Annotated in this window: 22 protein-coding genes; 10 read left to right on the top strand and 12 right to left on the bottom strand. The window is 67.7% G+C overall.

Annotated features, from left to right (window positions below):
- The first annotated feature begins 109 nt into the window (after window positions 1–109).
- Window positions 110–1,201 (top strand): phosphoribosylformylglycinamidine cyclo-ligase, encoded by a 1,092-nt coding sequence (gene purM, locus RS027_RS03055; RefSeq protein WP_311953935.1) that lies wholly within the window; start codon window positions 110–112, stop codon window positions 1,199–1,201.
- Window positions 1,198–1,935, top strand: coding sequence for a phosphoribosylglycinamide formyltransferase (gene purN / locus RS027_RS03050; protein ID WP_311953933.1), 738 nt, complete (start codon window positions 1,198–1,200; stop codon window positions 1,933–1,935). Before purM ends, purN begins: the two co-directional genes overlap by 4 nt.
- Window positions 1,936–1,945: 10 nt before the next feature.
- Here the strand turns inward: purN and dcd are convergent, their stop codons facing one another.
- The 5 genes from dcd to RS027_RS03025 form a co-directional block, all read right to left on the bottom strand.
- Complete coding sequence (gene dcd / locus RS027_RS03045) at window positions 1,946–2,512, bottom strand: dCTP deaminase (protein WP_311953928.1); 567 nt, start codon at window positions 2,510–2,512, stop codon at window positions 1,946–1,948.
- 49 nt (window positions 2,513–2,561) lie between these two features.
- Window positions 2,562–3,362 carry an iron-sulfur cluster carrier protein ApbC gene (gene apbC, locus RS027_RS03040; protein ID WP_311953926.1) on the bottom strand — a complete coding sequence of 267 codons (801 nt, stop codon included), beginning with the start codon at window positions 3,360–3,362 and terminating at the stop codon, window positions 2,562–2,564.
- A gap of 91 nt (window positions 3,363–3,453) precedes the next feature.
- Window positions 3,454–4,284 carry an enoyl-CoA hydratase-related protein gene (locus RS027_RS03035; RefSeq protein ID WP_311953923.1) on the bottom strand — a complete coding sequence of 277 codons (831 nt, stop codon included), beginning with the start codon at window positions 4,282–4,284 and terminating at the stop codon, window positions 3,454–3,456.
- Window positions 4,281–6,455: an acetate--CoA ligase family protein gene (locus RS027_RS03030; protein ID WP_311953919.1), complete on the bottom strand. Its 2,175-nt coding sequence runs from the start codon at window positions 6,453–6,455 to the stop codon at window positions 4,281–4,283. The genes RS027_RS03035 and RS027_RS03030 overlap by 4 nt, the downstream gene beginning before the upstream one ends.
- A gap of 76 nt (window positions 6,456–6,531) precedes the next feature.
- Complete coding sequence (locus RS027_RS03025; protein ID WP_311953916.1) at window positions 6,532–7,365, bottom strand: enoyl-CoA hydratase/isomerase family protein; 834 nt, start codon at window positions 7,363–7,365, stop codon at window positions 6,532–6,534.
- A 173-nt stretch (window positions 7,366–7,538) separates the two neighbouring features.
- Here RS027_RS03025 and RS027_RS03020 point away from each other — a divergent pair, with 173 nt between their 5' ends.
- From RS027_RS03020 to RS027_RS03005, 4 genes are all read left to right on the top strand, one after another.
- The gene (locus tag RS027_RS03020) at window positions 7,539–8,501 is read left to right on the top strand and encodes a MurR/RpiR family transcriptional regulator (protein ID WP_311953913.1); all 963 of its coding nucleotides are present in this window, start codon (window positions 7,539–7,541) and stop codon (window positions 8,499–8,501) included.
- Window positions 8,498–9,256, top strand: coding sequence for a glycerophosphodiester phosphodiesterase family protein (locus RS027_RS03015; RefSeq protein ID WP_311953911.1), 759 nt, complete (start codon window positions 8,498–8,500; stop codon window positions 9,254–9,256). Before RS027_RS03020 ends, RS027_RS03015 begins: the two co-directional genes overlap by 4 nt.
- 323 nt (window positions 9,257–9,579) lie before the next feature.
- Window positions 9,580–11,298, top strand: a complete 1,719-nt coding sequence (locus tag RS027_RS03010; RefSeq protein WP_311953909.1) for a proline--tRNA ligase — start codon at window positions 9,580–9,582, stop codon at window positions 11,296–11,298.
- Between the two features lie 4 nt (window positions 11,299–11,302).
- A complete protein-coding gene (locus tag RS027_RS03005; protein ID WP_311953902.1) occupies window positions 11,303–11,896 on the top strand; it encodes a lytic transglycosylase domain-containing protein in 594 nt (197 codons plus the stop codon).
- 141 nt (window positions 11,897–12,037) lie between these two features.
- Here the strand turns inward: RS027_RS03005 and RS027_RS03000 are convergent, their stop codons facing one another.
- The 3 genes from RS027_RS03000 to RS027_RS02990 form a co-directional block, all read right to left on the bottom strand.
- Window positions 12,038–12,193 (bottom strand): DUF1328 domain-containing protein, encoded by a 156-nt coding sequence (locus RS027_RS03000; RefSeq protein ID WP_311953898.1) that lies wholly within the window; start codon window positions 12,191–12,193, stop codon window positions 12,038–12,040.
- A 263-nt stretch (window positions 12,194–12,456) separates the two neighbouring features.
- Window positions 12,457–12,567 (bottom strand): cytochrome c oxidase subunit CcoM, encoded by a 111-nt coding sequence (gene ccoM / locus RS027_RS02995; RefSeq protein ID WP_311953895.1) that lies wholly within the window; start codon window positions 12,565–12,567, stop codon window positions 12,457–12,459.
- 169 nt (window positions 12,568–12,736) lie between these two features.
- Complete coding sequence (locus RS027_RS02990) at window positions 12,737–13,249, bottom strand: FKBP-type peptidyl-prolyl cis-trans isomerase (RefSeq protein ID WP_311953892.1); 513 nt, start codon at window positions 13,247–13,249, stop codon at window positions 12,737–12,739.
- 109 nt (window positions 13,250–13,358) lie between these two features.
- Here RS027_RS02990 and RS027_RS02985 point away from each other — a divergent pair, with 109 nt between their 5' ends.
- Window positions 13,359–14,711 (top strand): AmpG family muropeptide MFS transporter, encoded by a 1,353-nt coding sequence (locus RS027_RS02985; protein ID WP_311953889.1) that lies wholly within the window; start codon window positions 13,359–13,361, stop codon window positions 14,709–14,711.
- Here the strand turns inward: RS027_RS02985 and RS027_RS02980 are convergent.
- Together RS027_RS02980 and RS027_RS02975 are read right to left on the bottom strand one after the other, a co-directional pair.
- A complete protein-coding gene (locus RS027_RS02980; protein ID WP_311953884.1) occupies window positions 14,708–16,525 on the bottom strand; it encodes an SEC-C metal-binding domain-containing protein in 1,818 nt (605 codons plus the stop codon). The genes RS027_RS02985 and RS027_RS02980 overlap by 4 nt on opposite strands.
- Before the next feature lie 76 nt (window positions 16,526–16,601).
- Window positions 16,602–17,891, bottom strand: a complete 1,290-nt coding sequence (locus RS027_RS02975) for an ABC1 kinase family protein (protein ID WP_311953878.1) — start codon at window positions 17,889–17,891, stop codon at window positions 16,602–16,604.
- A 151-nt stretch (window positions 17,892–18,042) separates the two neighbouring features.
- Here RS027_RS02975 and RS027_RS02970 point away from each other — a divergent pair, with 151 nt between their 5' ends.
- From RS027_RS02970 to RS027_RS02960, 3 genes are all read left to right on the top strand, one after another.
- Window positions 18,043–19,965, top strand: a complete 1,923-nt coding sequence (locus tag RS027_RS02970; RefSeq protein ID WP_311953873.1) for a DNA topoisomerase III — start codon at window positions 18,043–18,045, stop codon at window positions 19,963–19,965.
- Window positions 19,966–20,176: 211 nt separating this feature from the next.
- On the top strand, window positions 20,177–20,701 hold the full coding sequence (locus RS027_RS02965) for an invasion associated locus B family protein (protein ID WP_311953869.1): 525 nt from the start codon (window positions 20,177–20,179) through the stop codon (window positions 20,699–20,701).
- Complete coding sequence (locus tag RS027_RS02960; protein ID WP_311954023.1) at window positions 20,697–21,605, top strand: ketopantoate reductase family protein; 909 nt, start codon at window positions 20,697–20,699, stop codon at window positions 21,603–21,605. Before RS027_RS02965 ends, RS027_RS02960 begins: the two co-directional genes overlap by 5 nt.
- Here the strand turns inward: RS027_RS02960 and RS027_RS02955 are convergent.
- Together RS027_RS02955 and ppc are read right to left on the bottom strand one after the other, a co-directional pair.
- Window positions 21,602–22,747, bottom strand: coding sequence for an enoyl-CoA hydratase/isomerase family protein (locus RS027_RS02955; protein WP_311953862.1), 1,146 nt, complete (start codon window positions 22,745–22,747; stop codon window positions 21,602–21,604). The genes RS027_RS02960 and RS027_RS02955 overlap by 4 nt on opposite strands.
- A gap of 51 nt (window positions 22,748–22,798) precedes the next feature.
- On the bottom strand, window positions 22,799–25,447 hold the full coding sequence (gene ppc, locus RS027_RS02950; RefSeq protein WP_311953857.1) for a phosphoenolpyruvate carboxylase: 2,649 nt from the start codon (window positions 25,445–25,447) through the stop codon (window positions 22,799–22,801).
- Window position 25,448 lies beyond the last annotated feature (1 nt).

Genomic DNA, 25,448 nt, shown 5'->3' with positions numbered 1-25,448 from the left:
CGTGTTGGATATGCGCAATGCCATACGCCCTGCCGGGTGTTACACTTCGCCGCGTATTGCCCCGGCCTTGCCGACACCGCTTCACAGGACTTGCCTTACAGGACTTGCCATGACCGAGACCTCCTCTACCCCATCGGCCAACGCTTCGCTGAGCTACAAGGACGCCGGCGTGGATATCGACGCCGGCAACACGCTGGTCGAGCGCATCAAGGCCGTTGCCCAAAGTACCACGCGCCCGGAAGTCATGGGCGGGCTTGGCGGCTTTGGCGCGCTGTGCGAGCTCCCTACGGGCTACCGCGAGCCGGTGCTGGTATCCGGCACCGACGGCGTGGGCACCAAGCTAAGGCTTGCCATGGCCCTTGGCAAACACGACACCATCGGCATTGACCTGGTGGCCATGTGCGTCAACGACCTGGTGGTGATCGGCGCCGAGCCGCTGCAGTTCCTCGACTACTATGCCACGGGAAAGCTCGACGTGGATATCGCCGCCGACGTGGTCAAGGGCATCGGCGAGGGCTGCCGCCAGGCGGGCTGCGCGCTGGTGGGCGGCGAAACCGCGGAAATGCCCGGCATGTATGCCGGCAGCGACTACGACCTGGCCGGCTTCTGCGTGGGCGTCGCGGAGAAATCCGCCATCCTCGACGGCAGCCGGGTGGCCGAGGGCGACGCGATTCTCGGCCTGGCCTCCTCGGGCCCGCACTCCAACGGCTATTCGCTGATCCGCAAGATCCTCGACGTCAGCGGTGCCGACCTGGACACCGCCCTGGGCGACACTACGCTTGGCGAGGCGCTGATGGCGCCCACGCGCATCTACGTCAAGCCGCTGCTGTCGCTGATTCACGCAAGCAACGTTGAGGTTCACGCGCTGTCGCACATTACCGGCGGCGGGCTGACGGAAAACCTGCCTCGGGTGCTGCCCGACCACCTCGCCGCGCGGCTGGACGCCCAGAGCTGGCAGCGCCCGGCGGTGTTTGACTGGCTTAAGCGCCAGGGCAACGTCGACAACGGCGAAATGCACCGGGTGCTCAACTGCGGCATCGGCATGGCGCTGGTGGTACCGGCCGAACACGCCGAGCAGGCCCGCGCACACCTCGAGGCCCGGGGCGAAACGGTCTACCGCATCGGCGCGGTCGTTGCCCGCCGGGAAGGCGAAGACGGCGTTATTCTGGACCATCTGGGCGAAGGGGGCACAACCGCATGAGCGAAGACGATACGCTGAACGACTTTACCGCCGAATCGGTGACGCCGCCGCGCGTCGTGGTGCTGATTTCGGGCAACGGCGGCAATCTTCAGGCGCTGATCGACGCCCAGTCCCACGACCGCCTGGGCGGCGGCGAGATTGCCGCCGTGGTCTCCAACGTCGCCGACGCCTACGGGCTCAAGCGCGCCCGGGACGCAGGCATCGACGCCGTGGCGCTGCCCCACCGCGAATACGACAGCCGCGAGGCCTACGACGGCGCGCTGATCAAGGTCATCGAGCGCCACGAACCCGATCTTGTAGTGCTCGCCGGCTTCATGCGCATCCTCACGCCGCGCTTTGTTCAGCGCTTCATCGGCCGGGTGCTCAACATCCATCCTTCGCTGCTGCCGGCCTACCAGGGGCTTGATACCCACGCCCGAGTGGTGGCCGACGGCGTCGCCGAGCACGGCTGCAGCGTGCACTTCGTCACCGAGGAGCTCGACGGCGGGCCGGTAGCCCTTCAGGCCGCCCTCGACGTCACCGCCGACGATACCGCAGCCGACCTCAAGGAAAGAGTCCATGCGCGGGAACACCTGATTTTGCCCATTGCCGTCGCCTGGTTTCTGGAAGGCCGGCTGCGCTTTGATGGCACCGACGCCACCATGGACGGCGTGACCCTGCCCGCCTGGGGCATGCGCATGAGCCACGCCGACGCCGCCGAGGAGCTCGACGAAACCGACGAATCGGCGGAATAGCCCCCCATCCTCAGGTCCGCGGCAGGGTCACGCCGCGCTGGCCCATGTACTTGCCGCCGCGATCCTTGTAGGACGTCTCGCAGATCTCGTCGGATTCCAGAAACAGCATCTGCGCCACGCCCTCGTTGGCGTAGATCCGCGCCGGCAGGTTGGTGGTGTTGGAAAACTCAAGCGTCACGTGCCCTTCCCACTCGGGCTCCAGCGGGGTGACGTTGACGATGATGCCGCAGCGCGCGTAGGTCGACTTGCCAAGGCAGATCGTCAATACGCTGCGCGGAATGCGGAAATACTCCACCGTGCGCGCGAGCGCAAAGGAGTTGGGCGGAATCACGCAGACGTCGCCCTTCACATCGACAAAGCTCTTTTCGTCGAAGCCCTTGGGGTCCACCACCGCCGAGTGGATGTTGGTGAACACCTTGAACTCGTCGGCGCAGCGCACGTCGTAGCCGTAGCTCGAGGTGCCGTAGGAAATCACCCGCTGGTCACCCGAGTAGCGCACCTGATCGGCCTCAAACGGCTCGATCATCCCCTCGCGCTGGGCCATGCGGCGGATCCATCTATCTGATTTTATGCTCATATAAGGGTCTCAACAGGCCCGGACTCTCCCGCCCGGAAGGTGGGCGGGGTTACTCGCTGAACGAAATGCTCGGACCCTCGCCCGGCGCCTGATCCATGGAGGCGGCGACCTGGCGCGCCATGTCGGCAAACGTCTGGCTGACGCTGCTGTCCGGCTCGGCAATGACCGACGGCCGGCCGGAGTCGGCGAACTCGCGGATCGAAAGGCTCAGCGGCAGGCGTCCCAGCACCTGGGTATCGTACTCCTTAGCAATGCTGTCGCCGCCGCCCTCGCCGAAGATGGGCGCTTCGTGGCCGCAGTTTTCGCAGTGGTAGAGGCTCATGTTCTCGACCACGCCGAGCACCGGCACGTTGACCTTGCGGAACATCTCGATGCCCTTGCGCGCGTCCAGCAGGGCGATGTCCTGGGGCGTGGTGACGATCACCGCGCCGGAGACCGGCACCTTCTGTGACAGCGTCAGCTGAATGTCACCGGTGCCCGGCGGCATGTCGATGAGCAGGAAATCAAGGTTGTCCCACAGCGTCTGGTTGAGCAGCTGCTGAAAGGCGCCCACGACCATGGGCCCGCGCCATACCATGGGCTCCTTGTTGTCGATCAGAAACGCCATGGACATGGCCTGAATGCCGTGGGCCTTCAGCGGGTAAAACGCCTTGTCGCCTTCGGTTTGCGGCCGCTCGCCCTCCTTGACGCCGAGCATCTGCGCCTGGCTGGGGCCGTAAATGTCGGCGTCGAGCACGCCGACCCGGTAGCCCTGGGCAGAAAGCGCCAGCGCCAGATTGACCGTGACCGTAGACTTGCCTACGCCGCCCTTGCCCGAGGCAACGGCAATCATGTGCTTCACCCCTTCCATTGTGCGCTCCTTGAGTGGGTAAGTGCCGGCATTGGCGCCGGTTGAACATCGCCGCCGATGATACCCCTAAGCCGGCCGGGTATAAACCGGCCTAGCGCTTGGCCATCTTTTCCAGCATGGCGTTGACCGCCTCCAGGTGCTCGGGCTCGTTGTGGCACATGCCCTGAAACACCGCGCACTTTTCCAGAAACGGCTTCAGCTCGGCGTCGCCGCCCTCTTTCATCAGCCGCTTGGTCAGCCGGGTGGCCTTGGGCGGCTGGGCGGCAATGCGCCGGGCGTGGGTCATGACGGCATCCATGAGCGCCTCGGGCTCGGTCACTTCGAGCACGATGCCGTACTCCCTGGCTTCGTCGGCCCCGATCACCCGGCCGGAAAGCGTCAGCTCAAAGGCCCGCTGGTAGCCGATCAGCCGCTGCATGAAAAAGGCGCCGCCGTCGCCGGGGATGATCCCCAGGCTCAAGAACGTTTCGCCGAATTTGGCCCGGTTGGAGGCAATGCGCATGTCGGCCATGTTGGCCAGATCGAAGCCGGCACCGATGGCCGCGCCGTTGATCGCGGCGATAATCGGCACTTCCACGTCGGCCAGCGCCAGCGGAATGCGCTGAATGCCCCGGCGGTAGCGCTCGGCCACCTCGGCCACGTCGCCGGCAAAGTCGCCCCGGCGCTCGGCCATATCCTTGACGTTGCCGCCGGCAGAAAACGTCGAGCCGGCGCCGGTTATCACCAGCACCGACACGTCTTCGCAGCGGTTGACCCACTCGGCCACGGCGACGATGTCGTCGATCAGCGCGGTGCCGGTCAGGGCGTTGCGCACGTCGTGGCGGTCAAGAGTTAAGGTGGCGATGCGCCCTTCCAGTTCAAGCGTCGCATCGGTCAGCTTGGGTAACGGTATATTTTGCGTTTCAGCATGAGCGTTGGTCATGGTGCAGACTCCACATCGGTCGCTAAAAGAATACGAGCATCCACTACGGCATAGCCGTCGGGATAGGCAATTACCGGGTTTAAGTCGAGCTCGGCGATGTCGGGGTAGGCCTCCATCAGCCGGGAGACGCCGAGCAGCAGATCGATCAGCGCGTTTTTGTCGACCCCCGGGGCTCCGCGCACGCCGTCCAGCACCCGGCCGGCCTTGAGATGATCGAGCATGTCGGCGGCGTCCCGGCGGCTAAGCGGCGCGGCGCGAAACGCCACGTCTTCCAGCACTTCGACGAGCACGCCGCCCAGGCCGAACATGACCACCGGACCGAAGGTCGGGTCGCGCATCAGGCCGACGATCACCTCCACGCCCTTGGGCGCCATAGGGGTAACAAGCACGCCGTCGATCCGCGCTTGAGGGGCATATTCCCGGGCCGAGCGCAGGATGCCGGCGTAGGCCTCGGCAAGCGCCGCTTCGCCTTCCAGGTTCAGCGCCACGCCGCCGGCGTCGGATTTATGGATGATATCCGGGCTGACCACCTTCATCGCCACCGGCGTGCCGGCGAAGGCCCGGGCCGCCTCGGCAAGCTCGTCGGCGTCGCGCACCAGGCGCTCTTCCAGCACGCCAATGCCGTGTTCGGCCAGCAGCGCCTTGGCCTCGGGCTCGAGCAGGTGACGCCCTTCGCGCCGGGCGCCCGCCACCAGCGCCTGCCCCCTGGGGCCGGGGGTCGCCGGGGCCAACGGCGCCTCCGCGGCGCGGTCCAGGTAGTCCCCGCGGTCGCCCAGCGCGGCCAGCACGCTCACCGCGTTCTCGATGGAGGCATACACCGGCACGCCGGCCTCGCGCAGCCGCCCGAGCGCCGGCGGCCTGGCCGGGGCATAGAGGCTATACACCACCACGGGCTTGGCGCCGCTGTTGGCCAGCTCGATCATCGCCTCGGCGCCGCGCATTTCGTCGTCGGCAAGCGATTCGTCAAAGCGCCGGGCGTAGCCGCCGAACAGGCCCACCAGCAGCACGGCGTCCACGCCCGGGTCCGCCGCCACGATCTCCATGCAGGTCGCCAGCAGCGAAGGATGGTCATCGGTAGTGCCGGCCACGTCCACCGGGTTGACCGTGGACGCCTGGGGAAACAGCACGGCGTCAAGCATCTTCCGAGTGTCGTCGGCCAGCGTCGCCAGCTCAAGCCCGGCCTCGGCCAGCCGGTCGGCGGCGATGGTCGCCTGGCCGCCGCCGTCGGCGATCACCGCCACGCGCCGCCCCGGCGCTCGCTGCAGCCGGCCGAGCCCTTCCGCCACGGGCAGAATATCGTCGGAGTACGGCACCACGTTGACGCCGGCCTGGCGCAGCAGATCCACGGTCATCGGGTAGCTGCCGGCCAGCGCCCCGGTGTGCGAGCTGGCCGACTGCTGCCCCTGGGCCGTAGCGCCGGACTTGTACACCACCACCGGCTTGGCCGCGCTGACCTTGCGCGCGGCGTCCAAAAACGCCCGGCCGTCGCTGAAGCCTTCGATGTAGAGCGTCGCCACCCGGGTCGCCGGGTCTTCGCCCAGGTAGCGCAGGTAGTCGGCAAAGCCCAGGTCGCTCTGGTTGCCCGGGCCGACGTAGGTGCTGAAGCCCACCTGGCCGTGGTGCTCGGCCTCCAGCGCCAGCGATAGCAGCATGTTGCCGGACTGTGATACCACGCCGATGTCACCGGCCTGGAGGTGGTCAAGCGCCAGCAGGTTGAGGTGATGATGCAGGTTGAACACGCCCGAGGTGTTGGGGCCAATCAGCCGCACGCCGTAGGCCCGGGCTTGCCTTAGCATCGCCTCTTCCAGGCGGGCGCCGTCGGCGCCGGCTTCGCCAAAGCCGCTGGCGAGGATGATCGCGCCCTTGACGCCGCGCCGGCCGCACGCCTCGATAAGCGCCGGCACCGTGGCCGCCGGGGTGCAGATCAGCGCCAGCGCCGGCTTTTCGGGGACGGCGTCGATACTGGGCCAGGCGCTAACGCCAAGAACGGCATCGGCTTTCGGGTTGATCGGATAAATCGCCCCGCGGTAGCCGCCCCGGACCAGCCCCAGCATGGCCTTGTAGCCGCGCTTGGTAGGGTTGTTGGAAGCGCCGATCACGGCGATGCTGTCGGGGGCCAGCAGCGCGTGCAGCGGGCTTTCCCCGGGGGAAGGGTCGTCAATGGCAGTCATGGTAGCGCTGACCTCTGGGGTGCGTTGAGCAAAGAAGACGGCGAACGTCAGTAAAATGGGCCTGGCCGGGCCGGCGCTAGCGGCCCTGAAAGCGCGGGCCGCGCTTTTGCGTAAAGGCGTCCACGCCCTCCTGCCAGTCCTCGGTGGTCGAACAGGTAAAGACCGCGTCCAGCTCCTGCTGCAGATGATCGCCCAGCGCCTCGGCCGCGCCGAGGTTGACCAGCCGCTTGAGCATGGCCATGGAAACCGGCGCCTGGGCGGCCAGCCGTTCGCCCAGCGCCAGCGCCTCTCCGGCAAGCTCGCCCTCGGGGTAAGCCGCCAGCGCCAGCTGCAGCCGGACCGCTTCGGCGCCGCCGATTTTCTCGCCGGTATACAGAAGCCGCCGGGCCTGGGCGAGGCCCACCAGGTGCGGCAGAATCTTCGATACACCGCCGCCCACGCAGGTGCCGATGCCGGTTTCGGGAAAGCCGATCTGCGCCTCCTCGGCCATGAGGATGAAGTCGCAGGCCACGGCCATCTCTGCGCCGGCGCCCAGGGCGTAGCCGTTGACCGCGGCGATCACCGGCTTGGGCAGGCGGTAAAGCGCCTCGCACACGTCGTTGCCGCGCTGCAGATAGGCACGCCGCTGGTAAAGCGTACGCTCGGCGCCGCCGTGCTCTTTCATGTCCGCCCCGACGCAAAACGCCCGCCCTTCGCCGGTCAGCACCAGCGCGCGGACCCGGCTTTCCCGCCGGGCAAAGGCCAGGGCATCGAGCAGCTCGTCGTAGAGGGTTTCGACCACGGCGTTCAGCCGGTGGGGGCGGTTCAGGCGGATTTCCAACACCCGGCTGTCGGCCTCGGCTGTCAGCCAGGCAAGGCGCAGGGTGTCGTATTCGGGCAGCGCTTCGGCAGCGGCGTCAAAACAGGGCATGGGCATCTTCCGGGTAGAAAGTGGTCGTCAGGATCAGAGCGTCAAAAACGGTATAACAACACGTTTGTGTCTATCACTCCCTATAAAGAAACAAACGTTTCATACCCAATCATAGCCGCGCTCTCAGCGCGGGTCAACACGGCTGTGCCATGCTTCTTATTTCAGGTACAGTCGTGCTGAAACCGCGTGCCGCCATCAGCACGCCCGCCTTTTATCCACCCGGCCAACCCAACCCCATGACGCCCAGCACCGATAACGACCTGACCGCCGAAGACCGCCTGAGCGAGGTGTCCCGCCGCCTGGCGGATGCCTGCCCCGGCCTTAGCCCCCAGCTGCGCCAGGCGGCGGGCTACGTGCTCGATCACCCGGGCGAAGTGGCCTTCCAGTCGGTGCGCGGCTCGGCCAGCGCCGCCGGGGTCACGCCCTCCACTCTGGTACGGCTGGCGCAAAAGCTGGGCTTTGGCAGCTACGAGCCCTTCCGCCAGGTGTTCCAGGCCGCGCTGCAGGCAGGCTCAAGCGAGCTCTCCGGCCGCGCCACCCGGCTCAAGCACCGCCCCCAAACGCGCCCCGGCAGCGTCTTCGGCGACATCGGCGACTCCGCCCTGGCCAACCTCGGCGCGCTGCTCACCGCGGACAACCAGGCCCGGGTGGAAGCCGCCGCCAAGCGCCTGCTGGGCGCCCGGCGCGTTGCCGCCATCGGCTTTCGCGATACCTTTGCCTGCGCCTACCACTTTGCCTATGTGGGGCGTATTGCCATGCCGCACATCGAGCTGATCCGCGGGCTTGAGGGCGGCCTGCTCACCGAGCTTGCCCCCTTCGGCGATGAGGATATCGCCGTGGTGTTCGGCTTTGCCCCCTACTGCGCCGACACCCTCCGCGCCCTGGACGTGGTCCGCCAGAGCGGCGCCGGCATCGTCGTGATCACCGATACCCTGAGCTCGCCGCTGGTGCCGGGAGCCGACCTGGTGTTCAACCTGGCAAGCGACACCCCGCACTTTTTCCCCTCGATCCTTGCCGCCATCACCCTGATCGAGGCCATACTCGCCGAGTGCGTGGCCCGGGGGCCGGCCGAGCTGGTGGATAACGTCACCCGCTTTGAGCAGCGCATGCGCGAACTGGGTGCCTACGTCGAATGAGTCCTGTCGCAGCGCACCCCGCCGCTGCCCTGCCGCCGGTAATCGGCCATCGGGGCTACAGCCGGCGTGCCCCGGAAAACACCCTGGCCGCGGTGCGCGAAGCCCACCGCGCCGGCATTGGCTGGGTCGAGCTCGACGTCCAGCTGCTGGGCGACGGCACGCCGGTGATCTGGCACGACCGCGACGTCAACCGCTGCTCCAACGGTCGCTCCCGGCTTACCCGGCTGGATCGCGAAAGCGCCGCCCGGCTCGACGCCGGCGCCTGGTTCGGCGAGGCCTTTCACGGCGAGCCCGTCGCCACCCTCACCGACATGCTTACCCTGCTGGCACGCCTGAGCATGGGGCTGAACCTTGAGCTCAAGGTCAACCGCGGCCACGACCCCGTCGCGCTTGCCCGGCAGGCCGTGCCCGCCGCGCTTGCCGCACTGCCACCCGAACGCCTGCTGGTGTCATCGTTCAGCCAGCCGGCGCTGGCCGCCGCGCGCGAGATCGCCCCGCCCGAAGCGCTGGCGCTGGGCATGCTGTATAAGCGGCTGCCCGCCGCCTGGGCCAGGCAATGCGCGGCGGTGGAGGCCTTCAGCGTGCATCTGGACTGGCGCTACGCCACCCGGAGCCAGTTCGGCGCGATCCGCCGGGCGGGCTACGCCGTGCTGTGCTATACCGCCAACGACCCGGCGGCGTTTGCCCCCTTCTGGCAGTGGGGCGCGCGCAGCGTGATCAGCGACGACCCGGCGGCCTTTTCGCCGCCCCGATAAGCCGTTAGCCTTGCCTTAGGCGCCTTCTCCGCAGGGCAATCGCAGTTGGAGCCGGGAACAGGTCGAAGAGGGGGTTCTACGCCAAGGATGGCGTAGGTAGCGTCCAGGGATGGATTCATAGCGCCCCCTCGCAGACCTGTTGACGGCTCAATCCGGATGACTGGGGCTAATAACTGCAATAGCCCTGGCCTTCCCCGCCCTTTCTTTGCCGCGCTTCGCGCTTCGCCGTACAATAGCCGCATACCCGACTGCCGGCGCTCCGCCGGCAGCGTTTTTTGCGCTTTTTGTGAATCGTCTGCCCAGCTTTAAGGATCGTTGTCCCCATGCGCGCCAGCCAACTGTTGATTGCCACCCTGAAAGAAACCCCGGCGGATGCCGACGTCATCAGCCATCAGCTGATGCTGCGCGCGGGGATGATCCGCCGGCTGACCTCGGGCCTTTACACCTGGCTTCCGCTGGGGCTCAAGACCCTGCGCAAGGTCGAAGCCGTGGTGCGCGAGGAAATGAACCGCGCCGGCGCTCAGGAGGTGCTGATGCCCGCGGTGCAGCCCGCCGAGCTGTGGGAAGAATCCGGCCGCTGGGAGGAATATGGCCCCGAGCTTCTGCGCCTGAAGGATCGCCACTCCCGGGACTACTGCGTCGGCCCCACCCACGAGGAAGTGATTACCGACCTTGTGCGCAAGGAAATCGCCAGCTACAAGCAGCTGCCGATGAACTTCTACCAGATCCAAACCAAGTTTCGCGACGAGATCCGCCCGCGCTTCGGTGTGATGCGCTCTCGGGAGTTCATCATGAAGGACGCCTACTCCTTCCACGTCGATGAGGCCTCCCTCAAGGACAGCTACCAGGTCATGTACGACGCCTACACGCGCATTTTCACCCGGTTGGGGCTGGAGTTCCGCCCGGTGATTGCCGACAACGGCTCCATCGGCGGCACCGGCTCCCACGAGTTCCACGTGCTGGCCGACTCCGGCGAGGACGATATCGTCTTCTCCACCGGCTCCGACTACGCCGCCAACATGGAAAAGGCCGAAGCGCTGGCCGCGCCCCTGGGCAGCGACCCCGCCCGGGCCACCCCCGCCGAAGCGCTGCGCCTGGTCGACACGCCCAACGTCAAGACCATTGCCGACCTGGTCGAGCAGTTTGATCTGCCCATCGAGAAAACCGTCAAGACGCTAATGGTCCACGGCGCCGACGGCGGGCTCGTCGCCCTGATCATCCGCGGCGACCATACTCTGAACGACGTCAAGGCGGAAAACCTGCCCCAGGTCGCCACTCCGCTGACGCTTGCCGGCGAAGACGAAATTCGCGCCGCGGTGAACGCAGGCCCGGGCTCGCTGGGGCCGGTCAACCTTGATCTGCCGCTCATCATCGACCGCAGCGTGGCGCTGATGAGCGACTTTGCCGCCGGTGCCAACGTGGAAGACAAGCACTACTTCGGCATCTGCTGGGAGCGCGACGCCGCCCTGCCCGAAGTCGCCGACCTGCGCAACGTCGTGGAAGGCGACCCCTCGCCGGACGGCCACGGCACCCTTGCCATCAAGCGCGGCATCGAAGTGGGCCACGTCTTCCAGCTGGGACAGAAGTACTCCGAGGCCATGAACGCCACGGTGCTCGGCGAGAACGGCAAGACCAGCCACCCGTGGATGGGCTGCTACGGCATCGGCATCACCCGGGTGGTGGCCGCCGCCATCGAGCAGAACCACGACGCCGCCGGCATCATCTGGCCCGACGCCATCGCCCCCTTCCAGGTAGCGCTGGTGCCGATGAACGCGCACAAGTCCCAGCGCGTGCGCGAAGAAGCCGAGCGGCTGTATCAGCAGCTCAGCGCCGCCGGCTTCGACGTGCTGCTGGACGATCGCGACACCCGGCCGGGGGTGAAGTTTGCCGACCTGGAGCTGATGGGCATTCCCCACCGCATCGTCATCGGCGACCGCGGCCTGGACAGGGGCGAGCTTGAGTACAAGGGCCGCCGGGACAGCGACGTGACCATGACGCCGGCTGACCGGATCGTGGCGTTTCTGGAAGAAAAGACGGTCTAGCGCCATGCCCCGACCCGCGCGGAGACGACACTCGCAGCGGCGAGGGCCGCGCCTGGCGAAGCGCCTGAGCGGCGCTTTGTGCGGGCTCGCTTTCGGGGCTGGTGTCGCCTTCGCCGAGGTTCAGCCCACTTTCGATGCCGCCAGGCCCGATGCCCAACGGCAGCAGGGGCAGCGGCGCTTTCATGCCGCCATGGACGGCCGGCTGGCGGCGTTCATGGGCGACGTAAAAGCCCGCGAAACGCTGCTGGCGCGCCTTTATCGCGAAGCCCGGCTCGCGGGGCTTCCGCCGTCGCTGGTGCTGGCGCTGATCGAGGTGGAAAGCGCGTTTCGCCCCGGGGCGGTATCGCCTGCCGGCGCGGTGGGGCTGATGCAGATCATGCCGTTCTGGATCGACGAGCTGGGCCTGGCCGCCGACGACCTGAAGGCGCCCGAGCGCAACCTGCGCTACGGCTGCACGATTCTTGCCTACTACCTGGCACAGGAAAACGGCGACTTCACCCGGGCGCTGGCACGCTACAACGGCAGTCTGGGCCGCACCCGCTACCCCGAGCGCGTGCTGAATACCTGGCAGAGGCGCTGGCAGCTGGACTCCCCTTGAGCGTTGCCCGCCCCTTAACAGACTCGCGCCCTGCTCGTACATGCCAAAGCGTACGAGCAGGGCGCGAGGCTATTTGACGCTGCCCCTGGCAAACCCTGCACCTGATTTACCTGGGTACCGGGTACTCCATAGGCGATGACGTCATCGGCGTCCCGTCACCAGCGACACCACGAACAGAATCAGGAAAATGACAAACAGCACCTTGGCAATCGTCGCGGCGACGCCGGCCACGCCACCAAAGCCGAAAAAGGCGGCGACGATGGCGATGATCAAGAAAAGCACAGCGTTGTTCAGCATGGGCAGCTCCTTTGGGTGAGCGCTCGCGTGCGCCCAGATTTGGTTGTATTGTTACTATTAACCGCATTAGTGAACGCTTGTCAATTCTGCCGACGGCCATTGTCCGTCCGCGCATAAAAAAAGCCGGCTCCGAAGAACCGGCGACTGAAAGCCTCGGGATTCTCCCTCGGCCTTCCCCCTGACGACTGGTAGCACCCAGTAACGCTTTTCTTTTTCTCCCCTGTTGCCCCTGACTTACCGCTTTGTTTGCTTAGTTTGTTTGCTTAGCGTTTCCGGCGGTGGTCGCGCACGATGAAAACGACCCACCCAACCATGAAAGCGATCATCATACCGACAGTGATCAGGCCGAAAATGACGGCATCATCCCAATACATAGCCTTGCTCCCGCCGCGATGTGTTGGCTCCATACTAGGCAGGAAACGGCGAACAAAAACTGACGTGGATCAATTACCCCGGCATCGTCATCGCGCTGCGGCGGGGGGAGTTGATCCACGTCATCTTTACTCTTAGCGGGCTACGTTAATCGCCCCGGAGCCAACCGCGCTAGAGCACCTTGCTATCCTCGACGCTTGAGGCGTCGACGTCGGGCGCCAGGGGGTGACCCTTGGCCAGCTCCGCCCGGGTGGCGTCGCGCACGCCCACAATGCGCACGTCGTAGCGCAGGGTGCGGCCGGCCAGCGGGTGGTTGGTATCCACCGTTACCTTATTGCCGTCAACGGCCAGCACGGTAACGACCTGGGGGCCGGCCTCGCCTTCGGTTTGAAAACGGCTGCCCGGCGTCGGCTCGGCGGCGCCAAACGCCTCGCGCCCCACCTCGCGCACCAGCGCTTCGTCGCGCTCACCGTAGGCCTCGGCGGGTGACAGCGTCACGCTCGTCTCGTCGCCCGCCCGATGGCCAGCAAGCGCACGCTCGAGCCCGGGCACGATATTGTCGTGGCCGTGCAGATACTCAAGGGGCTGGTTCCGCGCGGCGGAATCGTCAAGCACCCGGGGGTCCTTGAGAACGTCCGTAAGAACATAGTGCAGGGTGACCACAAGGTGCGCGGCAATCGACATGGAAAACTCCTCTCCGGTAAGCTGTCGGGCGGTTTTGAGCGCCGCGGCAGTATAACATCGGTGCGGCTTGTTCAGCCGTTAGCGATTTCCGTTAAGGAGCCCTATTTCCATGCCCACTCCCGACGCCCGGCGCAGCTGGCGCGAATCCCTGGCCGTTTACGCCCGCGCGCCGGTCGTCGCCATGCTGTTTCTGGGCTTTTCCGCCGGTCTGCCGTTTTTGCTGGTGTTCTCGACGCTCTCGGCCTGGCTGCGAAGCGCTGGGGTGGAGGTCGCGGCCATCGGCTTTTTCGCCTGGATCGGCATGCTCTATTCGATCAAGTTCTTCTGGGCGCCGGTGGTGGACCGCGTGACGCTGCCGCTGCTGACCCGGCTGCTGGGCCAGCGGCGCAGCTGGATGCTGCTCGCCCAGGCGACGATCGCCGCCGGTCTTGTCGGCCTTGCCGCCACGCCGCCGGTGGGCAACCTCGGCTGGGTGGCAGGCTTTGCCCTGCTGGTGGCCTTTGGCTCGGCCACCCAGGACATCGCCATCGACGCCTTTCGCATCGAGTCGGCAAGCGATGACATGCAGGCGGCCATGGCCTCGACCTACATCATCGGCTACCGCGGGGGGCTTCTGGCCGCCGGCGCCGGCGCGCTGTACGTGGCCTCGGCGGTCTCCTGGCACGCCGCCTACCTGACCATGGCAGCGCTTACGGGCGTGGGCATGGTGACGGTGCTGATGCGCCCCGAGCCCCAGCGCCTGGCCGCCGGCAACAAGCCCGTGCTCGAGCCCCGGGTGCGCGCCTTCCTGCGTAAAACCCGCGGCCAGCCGCGAATTTGGCGGCACGTCGGGGCCTGGGTCATCGGCGCGCTGGTGTGTCCGTTTACCGACTTTTTTGTCCGCCACGGCGTGAAGGCGCTGGCGCTGCTGGCGTTTATTGCGGTGTTTCGCATTAGCGACCTGGCCATGGCCTCCATGGCCAACCCGCTTTACATCGACCTGGGCTTTTCCCTGGCGACCATCGCCAACGTCACCAATATTTTCGGCATTGCCATGAGCATCGGCGGCGGCGTGCTCGGGGGGCTTTTGGTGGTGCGCTACGGCATCGGACGGATGCTGGTGGCCGGGGCGCTCATGACCATGCTGACCAACCTTTTATTTGTCGCCCTGGCGCTGATAGGCGACAGGCTGCCCATGCTGGTGGTCACCATCGTCGGCGACAACCTGGCCAACGGCCTGGCAAGCGCGGTATTCATTGCGTTTCTGTCGAGCCTCACGTCCCGGGCCTATACCGCCACCCAGTACGCGCTTTTTTCCTCGCTGATGACGCTGCCCGGCAAGTTTTTAAGCGGCTTTGGCGGGCTGGTGGTCGAGGCCCAGGGCTACGCCAGCTTTTTTACCCTGGCTTCGCTGCTGGGCATCCCCGCGGTGCTGCTGGCCGTCTGGGTCAGCCGCGGCATGCCCCGGCGTCCCGGCGCCTAGCGGTGCTCGCCGAGCCACTCGAGCGCCCCGGCAGTGGTGCGCCACTGGTCGCGCATTAGCGTGCGGTACTGCCAGGCCTCGGCCTTGGTGCCGGGGTCGATGCGCCCGGCCTTGTCCGGCAGCGCCGGGCGCGGACTTTCGGCGCAGAGCATGTCCAGCGCGTAGCGGCTGTGGCGCTTGACCTCTGCAAGCGCCGCTTCAGCCTGCTCCCAGCGCTCCAGGCGATACAGCGCCAGAGTGCGCCCCATGAGGATATTGAGCCACAGCGACCCGTCGTCTTCGGCGTTCTCGGCCAGAGCCAGGGCTTCGCGGTTGCGCTCGTCGCGCAGCAGCTGGTCGAGCACCAGCTCGCGCAGCCCGAGGCTATCCTCCTGGTTGATGGCGAGAAGCTGCTCGGCCAGCCGGCGCGAGTGCTCCCGGGCGCCGCGCTCCATGCCCACCACCAGCGCCAGCCCGGTGCGCAGCAGAAAGGCGTTGTCGCCGTCGTCCCAGCACAGGCTGCCCTCGCCTTCGGCCCGGGCCTGCTCCAGCCAGCGCGAGAGCCTTTGCGCCAGCGGCTCAAGCAGGCTCGGCGCCATCCACGGCAGGCTGCCGAAACGGCTGGTCAGCGCAAGCGTCAGATCCTGCACCACCTGGGGACAGTCCAGCCACTCGGGGTTGGCGCAGAGCTCGGACATCCACTCGACGGCGTTGCCCCAGGGGTCGTCGCGAAAGCCCAGCGCCACGTCCTCGTCGACCATGACCTGAAAGGCCGCGTGCCAGGCGGCAAAGAGCGTGCTCTCCCGGGCGCTTTCGCGGTAGACAATGCGCCGGGTATCGGCATCGACGTCAAACGCCAGCTTGGGCGCCACGGGCAGCGCGGCGAGCAGCGACTGCAGGCTGATCAGCGGCGTGGCCAGGTCTTCTTCGGCGCTCAGCAGCTGGTCGGCCAGGGTGGCGCCGGGGTTGTCGGCCAGGGCGGCGAGAAAGTCGAGCTGGTCTTCGTCCAGCTCGCCCTGGCGCAAAAGTCGACGGTACCAGAAGTCCGCTCGCTCCCGGGCCTCTTCCTCGTAGCCTTCGTGGAGCAGCAGCATGGCCTCGATGTAGGCAAGCGTCGGCGAGTCCGGCAGCGCCTGCTGGGCGCGGACAAAGGCGGCCCGGGCACTGTCCAGGTCGTCGTTGTCCAGGTGCGCCAGGCACAGGCGCTCGAGGGCCACGCCGCGCAGAAACAGCGGCCCGCGCTCGAGCACCTCGTCCAAAAGCTCGGTGCGCTTGCGGGTAAAGCCGCGCTCCTGGAAAAGATCGAGCAGGATCTCGAACGCCGGCTCGGCCTGTTCCGGCAGGCGCGACCAGTCCCGGCGGTCGAACAGCGACTCGAGCACCTGCATGGCGCGGCCGGTCTGGCCGCTTTCCGCGGCCACCAGGCCGGCTTCCAGCAGCGCCTGGGCCGGGGCCTCGCCGCTGTCAAGCGCGGCCTTGAGCGTGGCCCCTTTCCACTCGCGCAGCGAGAGCATCCACATCATCTGCTCGGGGATTTCGGTCAGAAACTCCACCCGGGCGCAGCACTGCTTGTACTTGCGCCCGGAGTCGCACCAGCAGGGTTCGCTGGGCCCCGGCTTGGCCAGCGGCTCGCTGGCAAAGCCCCGGCGCTCCAAAGGCGTCTGGGACCATAGCACCGGCGCCAGCGCCTGCGCCGTGGCCACGTCGCCGTTGAAATAGTCGCCGCCCTCGGCGCGCACCCAGATCATGAAGTCCGGGTAATGCTCTTTTTGCCTGATTGCCGCGAGCGCCGCCGAGGCAAAACCCAGCAGCTGATCGACCCATACCGCCAGCATTGCCGTCTCCATTGTCTGTCACCGGCGCAAAAAGCGCGCGGAATAAAGCGCCGTAGTCTAGCATGTCCGCGCGCGGCTACGCAGGTGGCGATGCAGGCGGCGATCGCCGCGGCGCGCCCGGGGCGGCGTGCGCCCACGCCAGCAGCGGCTCGCAGCGTTGGTGCATGCCCAGCCGGGCGCCCAGGCGCACCATGTTCCAGTAGTGGCCGTTGAGCGCCCGGGACAGCAGCAGCGTATCCGCCGGGGGCTGCAGGCGGTCCATGGCTGCCCACACCCGGGGCGAGAGCTCGCGCAGCCGGCGGTGCACGCGCACGTCGGCAAAGTCCTGCTCTCCCGGGGCAAAGAGCGGCGCTACGGCCTCGGCGGCTTCGCGATACAGCGCCAGCGGCGCGCCCTGCCCCTGGCGCCCGCCCAGGGCCAGCATGGCCTCGTCCATGGCCATGGGATCGCCGACAAGGGTGGCCTCCAGCAGCGCCATCATGGTGACGAGGCGGGCTTCGGGCACCGCTATCACCGCGCCGAAGTCGTAGATGATCAGCCGCGACTCGGCGTCCACGGCAAAGTTGCCGGCGTGGGGGTCGGCGTGGAGCTCGCCGTAGGTAAAAAGCTCCTCGGTCAGCCAGTCGGCAAGAGTAGCGGCCACCTGCTGGCGCAGGGCGTCGTCGGCCGCGGTTACTTCGTCAAGGGGCGTGCCCGCCAGGTAGCGCATGGCCAGCACGCGCTCGCCGCACAGCGACTCGATCGGCTCGGGGATGCGCAGCCGCGGCTCGTGGCGGTAGCGCTCCCGGTAGCGGGCCAGGGTTTCCGCCTCGGCGCGGTAGTCCAGCTCGTCGCGAAGCCCGGCGGCCAACTCCTCGAACAGCGCGTCCAGCCGCGCCGGGGAGACGTTGAACCAGCGGCCCAGCCGCATCATCCGCTTGACCTGGCGCAGATCGCCTTCCAGGGCGTCGGCAAGGCCCGGGTACTGCACCTTGAGCACCAGCGTCTCGCCGTCTCGGGTGACGGCCCGGTGCACCTGGCCCATGGAGGCGCTGGCAAAGGGCGCCTCTTCGATATGGCGAAACCGGGCCTCCAGGTCGCCGTACTCGGCCTGAAGCGTCTCGCGGATGCGCGGCCAGGGCATGGGCTCGGCCTGGCGCTGCAGGCGGGCCAGCTGGTCGGCAAGCTCCGGCGGCAGCACGTCGTCCCACTGGGCCACGATCTGCGCCAGCTTCATCGCCGGGCCGCGCAGCTCAGAGAGGCCGTCAAACAGCGCCTCGCCCAGGGAGTCCCAGTTGGCGCTGCCGCCCATGCGGTTTTTCAGCATCGCGCCGCCGGTGCGCGCGCCGAGTCCGAAAAGCCGCCGCGTTCTGCCACGTTCACGCATCGATGAATCCTCTGCACGGAGATATCGTACAAAAGCTATACGAAATTCAACAAAAAGCAAAGCATGGTCAATAGACCGCCGCCGCAGACGGGCCGCCCGGCGGCGCCGGCTCTGCTACCATAACGTTTCGCTTTTTATCCGAGTGCGCCCGATGCGTTTGATCATTGCCGAAAAGCCCAGCCTCGCCCGGGCCATTGCCGATGCGCTACCCGAGCGACCCCGCCGGGACGAAGGCGCGCTGTACGCCGGCGACACCGTGGTGACCTGGTGCTTGGGCCACCTGCTCGAGCAGGCCCCGCCCGAGGCCTACGACGCCGCGGATAAACAATGGCGGCTCGACCGCCTGCCCATTGTGCCCGCGGCGTTCAAGCACGTGCCCAGGCCCAGGGCACGCGGCCAGCTGGCGGTGATCCGCCGGCTGCTGAAAAAGGCCGATACGGTGGTCCACGCCGGCGACCCGGACCGCGAAGGCCAGCTTCTGGTGCAGGAAGTGATCGAGTATCTGGGCTACCGGGGGCCGGTCAAGCGCCTGCTGATCAACGACCTTAACCGGCCGGCGGTGACAAAGGCGCTTGGCCAGCTTGCCGACAACGCCGACTTCGCGCCACTGTACCGCGCCGCCCGGGCACGCTCCCGGGCCGACTGGCTGTACGGCATCAACCTCACCCGGGCGTGGACGCTGCTGGGCCGCCGGGCCGGGCACGACGGCGTGCTTTCCGTGGGCCGGGTGCAAACGCCGGTGCTGGGGCTGATCGTCCGCCGGGACGCGGCTATTCGCGACTTTGTCCCCCGGCCGTTCTATCCGCTGTGGGTGGACGTCCGCGTGGCCGATGGTGAGCTGCGTGCCTGGTGGGTGCCCGGGCCGCCGCACCCGCTGGATGACAAAGGCCGGCTGCTGGACCGCACCCCGGCGGATGCCCTGGCCGAGACCCTGCCCGGCCGCGAAGGCCAGGTAGTTAAACTTAATCAGCAGGAAAAGCGCCAGGCGCCGCCGCTGCCCTATTCGCTGTCGGCGCTGCAGGTCGACGCCGCGAGGCGCTACGGGCTTTCCGCCAAGGCGGTGCTGGACACCTGCCAGGCGCTTTACGAGCGCCACCGGCTGATTACCTACCCGCGCTCGGACTGCCGCTACCTGCCAAAGGCACACCTGGCAGAGGCCCAGCAGACGCTTGCCGGCGCCTGCCGGTCGGACGCCACCCTCAAAGGGTGGTTCGACGACGCCGACTTCGGCCTGCGCTCGAAAGCCTGGAACGATAGCAAGGTTGGCGCCCACCACGCCCTGGCACCCAGCGGCAAGACGCCGAGCTTTGATCAGCTGTCCGCCACTGAGGGCAAGGTGTTTCGGCTGATTGCGCGCAACTTTCTCGCCCAGTTCTACCCGCCGCTTGTCACCTTCGAGACCAAGGCCGAGCTAGCTATCGCCAATGAGGCCTTTCGCGCCGGCGGCCAGCAGGTGCTCGACCCGGGCTGGAAGCCGCTTTTCACCACCCGGGAAGAGGCCCCGCCGCTGCCGGCCATGACCGAGGGCGAGGCGTGCCGGGCGCTTGCCGCCGGCGTGGAGGCGCGCGAAACCCGCCCGCCTGAGCCGTTCACCGACGCCAGCCTGATCAAGGCGATGATGAATATCGGCCGCTACGTCGAGAATCCGGACGTCAAACGCACCCTGCGCGATACCGACGGCCTGGGCACCGAAGCCACCCGGGCGGGCATCATCGAAACCCTGGTCGCTCGCGGCTATCTGGTGCGCCGGCAAAAGGCCCTGCGCGCCACCCGGCTGGGCGCGGCGCTGATCGGCGCGCTGCCCGAGGCCGTGGCCACCCCGGAGCGCACCGCTCTCTGGGAGCAGCGCCTAAGCGCCATCGCCGAGCGTCAGGACGACGACGGCGCCTTTCAACAGGCGCTGCTCGAGGACCTGCGCGGGCTGCTGGCCCAAAGCGACGCCGGCCGGCTGCACCAGAGCCTGCAAAGCGCGCAGGGCGAAGCCGCGCCCGCCCCATCCGCCAGGCCCGGACGGGCGCGCAAGAAGGCCGCCAAGCGGGGGCGCACCGGGTCGCGCCCACCCAAACGCCCCTGACACTGCCCTGCTCTCAGCCATTAACGCCGCGGCAGCGACGCATCGCGGTTGCATCGGGCAGCCCCGCTCCGGCATCCTTGGTGGGTCATCCCGACCCGATACTCGCCAGAGCGGGACGTTGCGTATTGCCCCGGCGTCAGGCACCGTGCCGGCTATTCAGCGCTACCGGCGTCTCTTCCAGGGAAATAAAAAGGACAGGAGAACTTGCTTCATGTTTGATCAACTTGCGTTACGCCTACGCACCGCCGGCCTGCTGGGCCTGCTGGGCCTGATGGCCCTGTCGCCGACGGCGTTCGCCCAGGATGCCGGCCCGGCCATGGACACCGAGACCTTTAAGGACTGGGACGTCAACTGCCCGGTCAATTCAAGCGAAGGCAACTGCGCCATGACCCAGATGATCGAGGACGCAAGCGGCGAGCCGGTGCTGCGCGTGGTCGTCGGCAATCCGCCCCAGCTGGACAGCGCCGCCATGACCATCCTCACGCCGCTGGGCGTGCGCCTCGCCGCCGGCCTGCAGCTCCAGGTCGACAGCAACGAGCCGGTGGGTATGCCCTACCAGGTCTGCCTGCCCCAGGGCTGCCGCGCCGACCTGCCTCTCCCCGCGGAGCTTGTGTCCCAGCTGCGCGGCGGCAGCACGGCAACGATCAGCATGATCGATCCCGACGACCAGCGCGTGGATCTGGACGTCTCGCTGATGGGCTTCACTTCCGCCAAGCAGTACCTCGACCAACATTAAGGCGCATCACGTCATCGTCGGCCCCGGCGCGCTGGGGCGCACGCTCGCCCACACGCTGGCCGGGGCCTTCCCGGTCACGCTGATCGCCCGCCGCTCCCTGCCTGCCCGCCAGGCGCTCACCACCCCCGAGGGAGAGACCGTCACGCGGCGGCTGCCCGCCGCCGGCATGGCGGCGCTTGACGCCACCACCCCGGCGTTTCTCCATCTGACGACCAAAGCCTACGCCGCCGAAGCGGCGGCCGAGGCCGCGGCGGAGCGTATCGCCCCCGGCACGCCGCTGGTGCTGTGGCAAAACGGCTTTGCCGTGCAGCCGCGCCTGACCGCGCGCTGGCCGGGGCCGGTGCTCTGCGCCTCGACCACTGAGGGGGCGTACGTCATTGACGATGCCACCACGGTGCACGCCGGGCGCGGCGCCAGCGTCATCGGCGATCTGGCGGGCCGCCACGCGGGCCTTGCCCGGGCCCTGGCCCGGGCGCTTGACCGAGCTGGCCTGGCGGCAAGCGCTGTGGACGACATCGAGACCCGGCTGTGGCAGAAACTGGCGGTGAACGCCGCCATCAACCCGCTGGCAGCGCTTTACGAAGTGCCCAACGGCGCGCTTGCCGAGGCGCGCTTTGCCGCCGAGCGCGAGGCCGTTATCGCCGAGGTCGCGGCCATCCTTGCCGCCGACGGCGTGCCCCCGCCGAAAGGTGAGGGCAAGGACGGCTGGCGGGACCTGGTGGAAGGGGTAATGAAGACGACCGCCGGCAACCGCGCCTCCATGCTCCAGGACATCGACGCCGGGCGACCCACCGAGCGCGACGCCATTCTGGCACCGCTCATCCGCCGGGCCGACCATCACCGCCTGCCCTGCCCCGAGATTGGCGCGCTGAACGCCCGGCTGGCCGAGAAAGAAGCCCGCTAGTCAAGATCGGCCAGCGGACTTTCCTCCCAGAGATCGGCCAGCATGGTCTCGACAAAGGCCGGCTCCACGTCGGCCAGGCGGGCATAGCGAAACTGCGGATCGCGGTCTTTATCCACCAGCAGCGCGCGCACCCCCTCGGCGAGATCACCCAGACGGCAGCACTGCACCGAGAGCGCCAGCTCCGAGCGCAGCACCTGGGCCAGCGACATGTACCGGGTGCGGGACAGCTGAGCATCGATCAGCTTGATCGACAGCGGGCTGCCGTTGGCCAGCGTCTGCCGGGCACGGGCAAGCCAGTCGGCGTCGCTTTCGTCGTCAAGAATCGCGGCCACCTGCTGCTCCACGGTGTCGTGATCCATCAGCTTGCGCACCCGCTCGGCGTGCTCCGCCGTGGGCGTGGGCATGGCGTCAAAGAGGCCTGCCTCGTCGGCTTCGCGCTCCAGACCGCGGAGCACGTTGCTGACCACGCCGTGAGCGTCGCGCGCCGCCGCGGGCCAGTCGGCGTCAGCCAGCTCCCGAAGCAGCGCCTCCCGGCTATCGCTTGCCAAAAGCCGGTCGGCAAACCCCAGCCGGCGGGCGTCCCGGGCGTTGAGCTGGCTGCCGGTGAGCGCCAGAAAGCGCCCCATGTTCCCCGGGAGAGGGTTAAGAAACCAGCTGGCGGCGACGTCGGGGTAGAGGCCGATGGTCACCTCGGGCATGGCAAGCCGCGTGGTTTCGGTGACCACGCGGTGGCTGCCGCCGCTGAGCAGGCCCATGCCGCCGCCCATGACGATGCCGCTACCCCAGACGATCACCGGCTTGGCATAGGTGTGCAGGGTGTAGTCCAGGCGATACTCCCGGGCAAAGTAGCGCTCGGCGAAGTCCGGCGCCCCCTGCAGCGCCTCGGCGGGCACCTCGTCCGGCGCGGTGATCCCGCGGTACAGCGCCACCACGTCGGCCCCGGCGCACAGGGCCTTGTCGCCGGCGCCGCCGAGCACCACGGCGGCAAGGCCGGGATCGTCTTCCCAGGCCGCCAGCCGCGCCAGCATGGCCTCGATCATCTCAAGCGTCAGGGCGTTGAGCGAGCGCTCGGCGTTGAGCCGAATCTCGCCAATGCGGTAACCATCGCGCGCGGGATGTTCGATAAAATCAACGCTGCTCATTGTGCAACTGCCTCTTTGAAACCGGTGAAAGAATAGATCCTCCGGCCGCTTCTAGCCGGTGTTGCGCAGGCCGGCGGAGATTCCCGCCATGGTTACCATCAGCGCTCGGGAGAGATCCGCGCTGATCGCGCCGTCGGCGTCGCGGTTGCGCTGCAGAAGCTCGGCCTGAAGCCCGTGCAGCGGATCAATATAGGGGTTGCGCACGGCGATGGCCTGGCGGATCAGCGGCGTTTTTTCCAGCAGCTCGTCCTGCTCTAAAAGCGTCAGCACGCTGCCTTCCAGGCGCTCGAAGCGCTCGCGCAGCTTGCGCCCCAGCGTCTTCAGCGACGGCTCGTCCACCAGGCGGTGCTCGTAGTAGGCGGCGATGCCCACGTCGGCCTTGGCCAGCAGCATCTCCAGCATGTCGAGATAGGTGCCGAAAAACGGCCAGCTGTCGCGCATTTCCTTGAGTACCTCAAGCCCGCCGGGCTGCGCCAGGCGCCCGCTGAAGGCCTGTTCGCTGCCAAGCCAGGCGGGCAGCATCAGCCGGGTCTGGGTCCAGGCGAAAATCCACGGAATCGCCCGCAGGGTTTCCACGCCGCCGTCCTGGCGCCGCTTGGTGGGCCGCGAGCCCAGCGGCAGCCGGCCAAGCACGCTCTCCGGGGTCACCGCGCGGAAATACGGCACAAATTCCGGGTCGTCGCGCACCACCTTGGCGTAGACCTCGTGGGAGGTCTGCGCCAGCCGGTCCATTTCCTCGCGCCAGCGGGGCTCGGGCGCCGGCGGCGGCAGCAGCGTGGCCTCGAGCACCGCGCAGGCGTAGATCTCCATGGAGCGCAGGGCGATATCCGGCTGGCCGAACTTGAAGCGAATCATTTCGCCCTGCTCGGTGACTCTGAGGCTGCCGTCCACCGAGCCCGGCGGCTGGGACAGGATCGCCGCGTGGGCCGGGCCGCCGCCGCGCCCTACGGCGCCGCCGCGGCCGTGGAACAGCCGCAGCTTGACGCGGTGGCGGCGGCAGATCTCGACCAGCGCTTCCTGGGCGCGGTACTGAGCCCAGGCGGCGGCCAGCTGGCCGGCGTCCTTGGCCGAGTCGGAGTAGCCGATCATCACTTCCTGGCGGCCCTGCATCAGCTCGCGGTACTGCGGCAGCGCCAGCAGCTGATCGATCACCTCGCCGGCGCGGTTGAGGTCGTTGAGCGTTTCAAACAGCGGCACGATGGGCAGCGACACCCGGCCGCCGACTTCCTGCAGCAAAAGCGCCACGGTAAGCACGTCGGAGGGCTCGGCCGCCATGGAAATGACGTAGCTGCCAAGCGCCTCGGGGTGCTCTTCGGCCACCACGCGGAAGGTTTCCAGCACCTCCCGGGTTTCCGCCGAGCACTGCCAGCGCAGCGGAATCAGCGGCCGGCTGGACTTGAGCTCGGTAAGCAGAAAGGCCTGACGCTCGTCCTCGCTCCAGTCCTGATAGCGGCCCAGGGCCAGCTCGTTGGTGATCTCCTCGAGCACCTGGGCGTGGCGGCTGGCTTCCTGGCGCAGGTCGAGCTTGGTCAACGTGACGCCGAACACTGCCACCCGGCGCAGGGTATCCAGCAGCGCGCCGTTAGCGATGGTCTCAAGCCCGGAGTCGCACAGCGAGCGGTAGCAGGACAGCAGCGGCGCGTAGAGCTGATCCCGGGTGTCGATGATCGGCCCGCCGTCGAAGCTGCGCCCCTCGAGCCGGGCCTCGGCCCAGTCCCGGGTGGCTTCCATCCGCGTGATAATGCGCTTGACCAGCTCGCGGTAAGGCTCGGCCACCTCGCCCACTTCGGCTTTCAGGGCGCTGTTGGCCTTCCACATGGAGAGCTCGTTTTTCAGCTGCTCCAGATCGCGCAGATAGAGATCCGCCGCCATCCAGCGGCCCAGCAGCAGCACTTCCCGAGTGACGCTGGCGGTGACGTTGGGGTTGCCGTCGCGGTCGCCGCCCATCCAGGAGGCGTAGCGGATCGGCGCGGCGTCCAGCGGCAGGCGCTCGCCGGCGGTGTTCAGCAGCAGGTTGTCCAGGTCGCGGTGAAAGTCGGGCACGGCCTGCCACAGCGAGTTTTCGATTACCGCAAAGCCCCACTTGGCCTCGTCTACCGGCGTGGGGCGCTCGTGGCGAATCTCGTCGGTATGCCAGGCCTGGCTGATGAGCTCGGCAAGCCGCCCTCGGGCCCGGGCGGCGCGCTCTTCGCCGGCGTTTGCGTCCTCAATGGCGCCCAGGCAGTCGTCGATGGCGTCGTACTTCTGGATCAGAGTGCGGCGGATGATTTCCGTGGGGTGCGCGGTGAGCACCAGCTCCACGCGCATGTCGGCGAGGGTCTTGACCAGCTCCCGGGGCGAGCGGCCCGAGTCCCGGGCGCGCTGCAGCAGCTCGTCGAGGGTGGGCTGGGTGCCCGGCTTGTAGTCTTCCACGTAGCGAAACCGCGCGCGGTAGTGCTGCTCGGCAATGTTGGAGAGGTTGAGAAACTGGTTGAACGCCCGGGTCACCGGCAGCAGATCCTCGTCGGGCAGGTTGCGCAGGTAGTCGATCAGCTCGCGCTGCTCGAGCGTATCCTGCCGGCGCCCCTGCTTGGCCCGGGAGCGAATGGCTTCGATCTTGTCGACAAACTCCTGCCCCAGGTCGTCGGCAATGGTGTGCCCAAGGTTATCGCCCAGGATGCGAACGTTGTCGCGCAGGGATTCGTGCAGGTCGTGACTCATG

The organism is Halomonas garicola (genome assembly GCF_031935715.1).
Taxonomy (GTDB): domain Bacteria; phylum Pseudomonadota; class Gammaproteobacteria; order Pseudomonadales; family Halomonadaceae; genus Vreelandella; species Vreelandella garicola.
The sequence above is the reverse complement of the archived record's forward strand: the minus strand, read 5'-3'. Positions and strand labels throughout refer to the sequence as shown.

Excerpts from the sequence above, each read along its gene's own strand:
- purM (WP_311953935.1), top strand. The coding sequence starts at position 110 with ATGACCGAGACCTCCTCTACCCCATCGGCCAACGCTTCGCTGAGCTAC.
- RS027_RS02955 (WP_311953862.1), bottom strand. The coding sequence starts at position 22,747 with ATGAGCAGCGTTGATTTTATCGAACATCCCGCGCGCGATGGTTACCGC.
- RS027_RS03025 (WP_311953916.1), bottom strand. The coding sequence starts at position 7,365 with ATGCCCTGTTTTGACGCCGCTGCCGAAGCGCTGCCCGAATACGACACC.
- ppc (WP_311953857.1), bottom strand. The coding sequence starts at position 25,447 with ATGAGTCACGACCTGCACGAATCCCTGCGCGACAACGTTCGCATCCTG.
- RS027_RS02975 (WP_311953878.1), bottom strand. The coding sequence starts at position 17,891 with ATGCGTGAACGTGGCAGAACGCGGCGGCTTTTCGGACTCGGCGCGCGC.
- RS027_RS03030 (WP_311953919.1), bottom strand. The coding sequence starts at position 6,455 with ATGACTGCCATTGACGACCCTTCCCCCGGGGAAAGCCCGCTGCACGCG.
- apbC (WP_311953926.1), bottom strand. The coding sequence starts at position 3,362 with ATGGAAGGGGTGAAGCACATGATTGCCGTTGCCTCGGGCAAGGGCGGC.
- RS027_RS03035 (WP_311953923.1), bottom strand. The coding sequence starts at position 4,284 with ATGACCAACGCTCATGCTGAAACGCAAAATATACCGTTACCCAAGCTG.
- RS027_RS03000 (WP_311953898.1), bottom strand. The coding sequence starts at position 12,193 with ATGCTGAACAACGCTGTGCTTTTCTTGATCATCGCCATCGTCGCCGCC.
- RS027_RS03010 (WP_311953909.1), top strand. The coding sequence starts at position 9,580 with ATGCGCGCCAGCCAACTGTTGATTGCCACCCTGAAAGAAACCCCGGCG.
- purN (WP_311953933.1), top strand. The coding sequence starts at position 1,198 with ATGAGCGAAGACGATACGCTGAACGACTTTACCGCCGAATCGGTGACG.
- ccoM (WP_311953895.1), bottom strand. The coding sequence starts at position 12,567 with ATGTATTGGGATGATGCCGTCATTTTCGGCCTGATCACTGTCGGTATG.
- RS027_RS02970 (WP_311953873.1), top strand. The coding sequence starts at position 18,043 with ATGCGTTTGATCATTGCCGAAAAGCCCAGCCTCGCCCGGGCCATTGCC.
- dcd (WP_311953928.1), bottom strand. The coding sequence starts at position 2,512 with ATGAGCATAAAATCAGATAGATGGATCCGCCGCATGGCCCAGCGCGAG.
- RS027_RS02985 (WP_311953889.1), top strand. The coding sequence starts at position 13,359 with ATGCCCACTCCCGACGCCCGGCGCAGCTGGCGCGAATCCCTGGCCGTT.
- RS027_RS02965 (WP_311953869.1), top strand. The coding sequence starts at position 20,177 with ATGTTTGATCAACTTGCGTTACGCCTACGCACCGCCGGCCTGCTGGGC.
- RS027_RS03005 (WP_311953902.1), top strand. The coding sequence starts at position 11,303 with ATGCCCCGACCCGCGCGGAGACGACACTCGCAGCGGCGAGGGCCGCGC.
- RS027_RS02980 (WP_311953884.1), bottom strand. The coding sequence starts at position 16,525 with ATGCTGGCGGTATGGGTCGATCAGCTGCTGGGTTTTGCCTCGGCGGCG.
- RS027_RS03015 (WP_311953911.1), top strand. The coding sequence starts at position 8,498 with ATGAGTCCTGTCGCAGCGCACCCCGCCGCTGCCCTGCCGCCGGTAATC.
- RS027_RS02990 (WP_311953892.1), bottom strand. The coding sequence starts at position 13,249 with ATGTCGATTGCCGCGCACCTTGTGGTCACCCTGCACTATGTTCTTACG.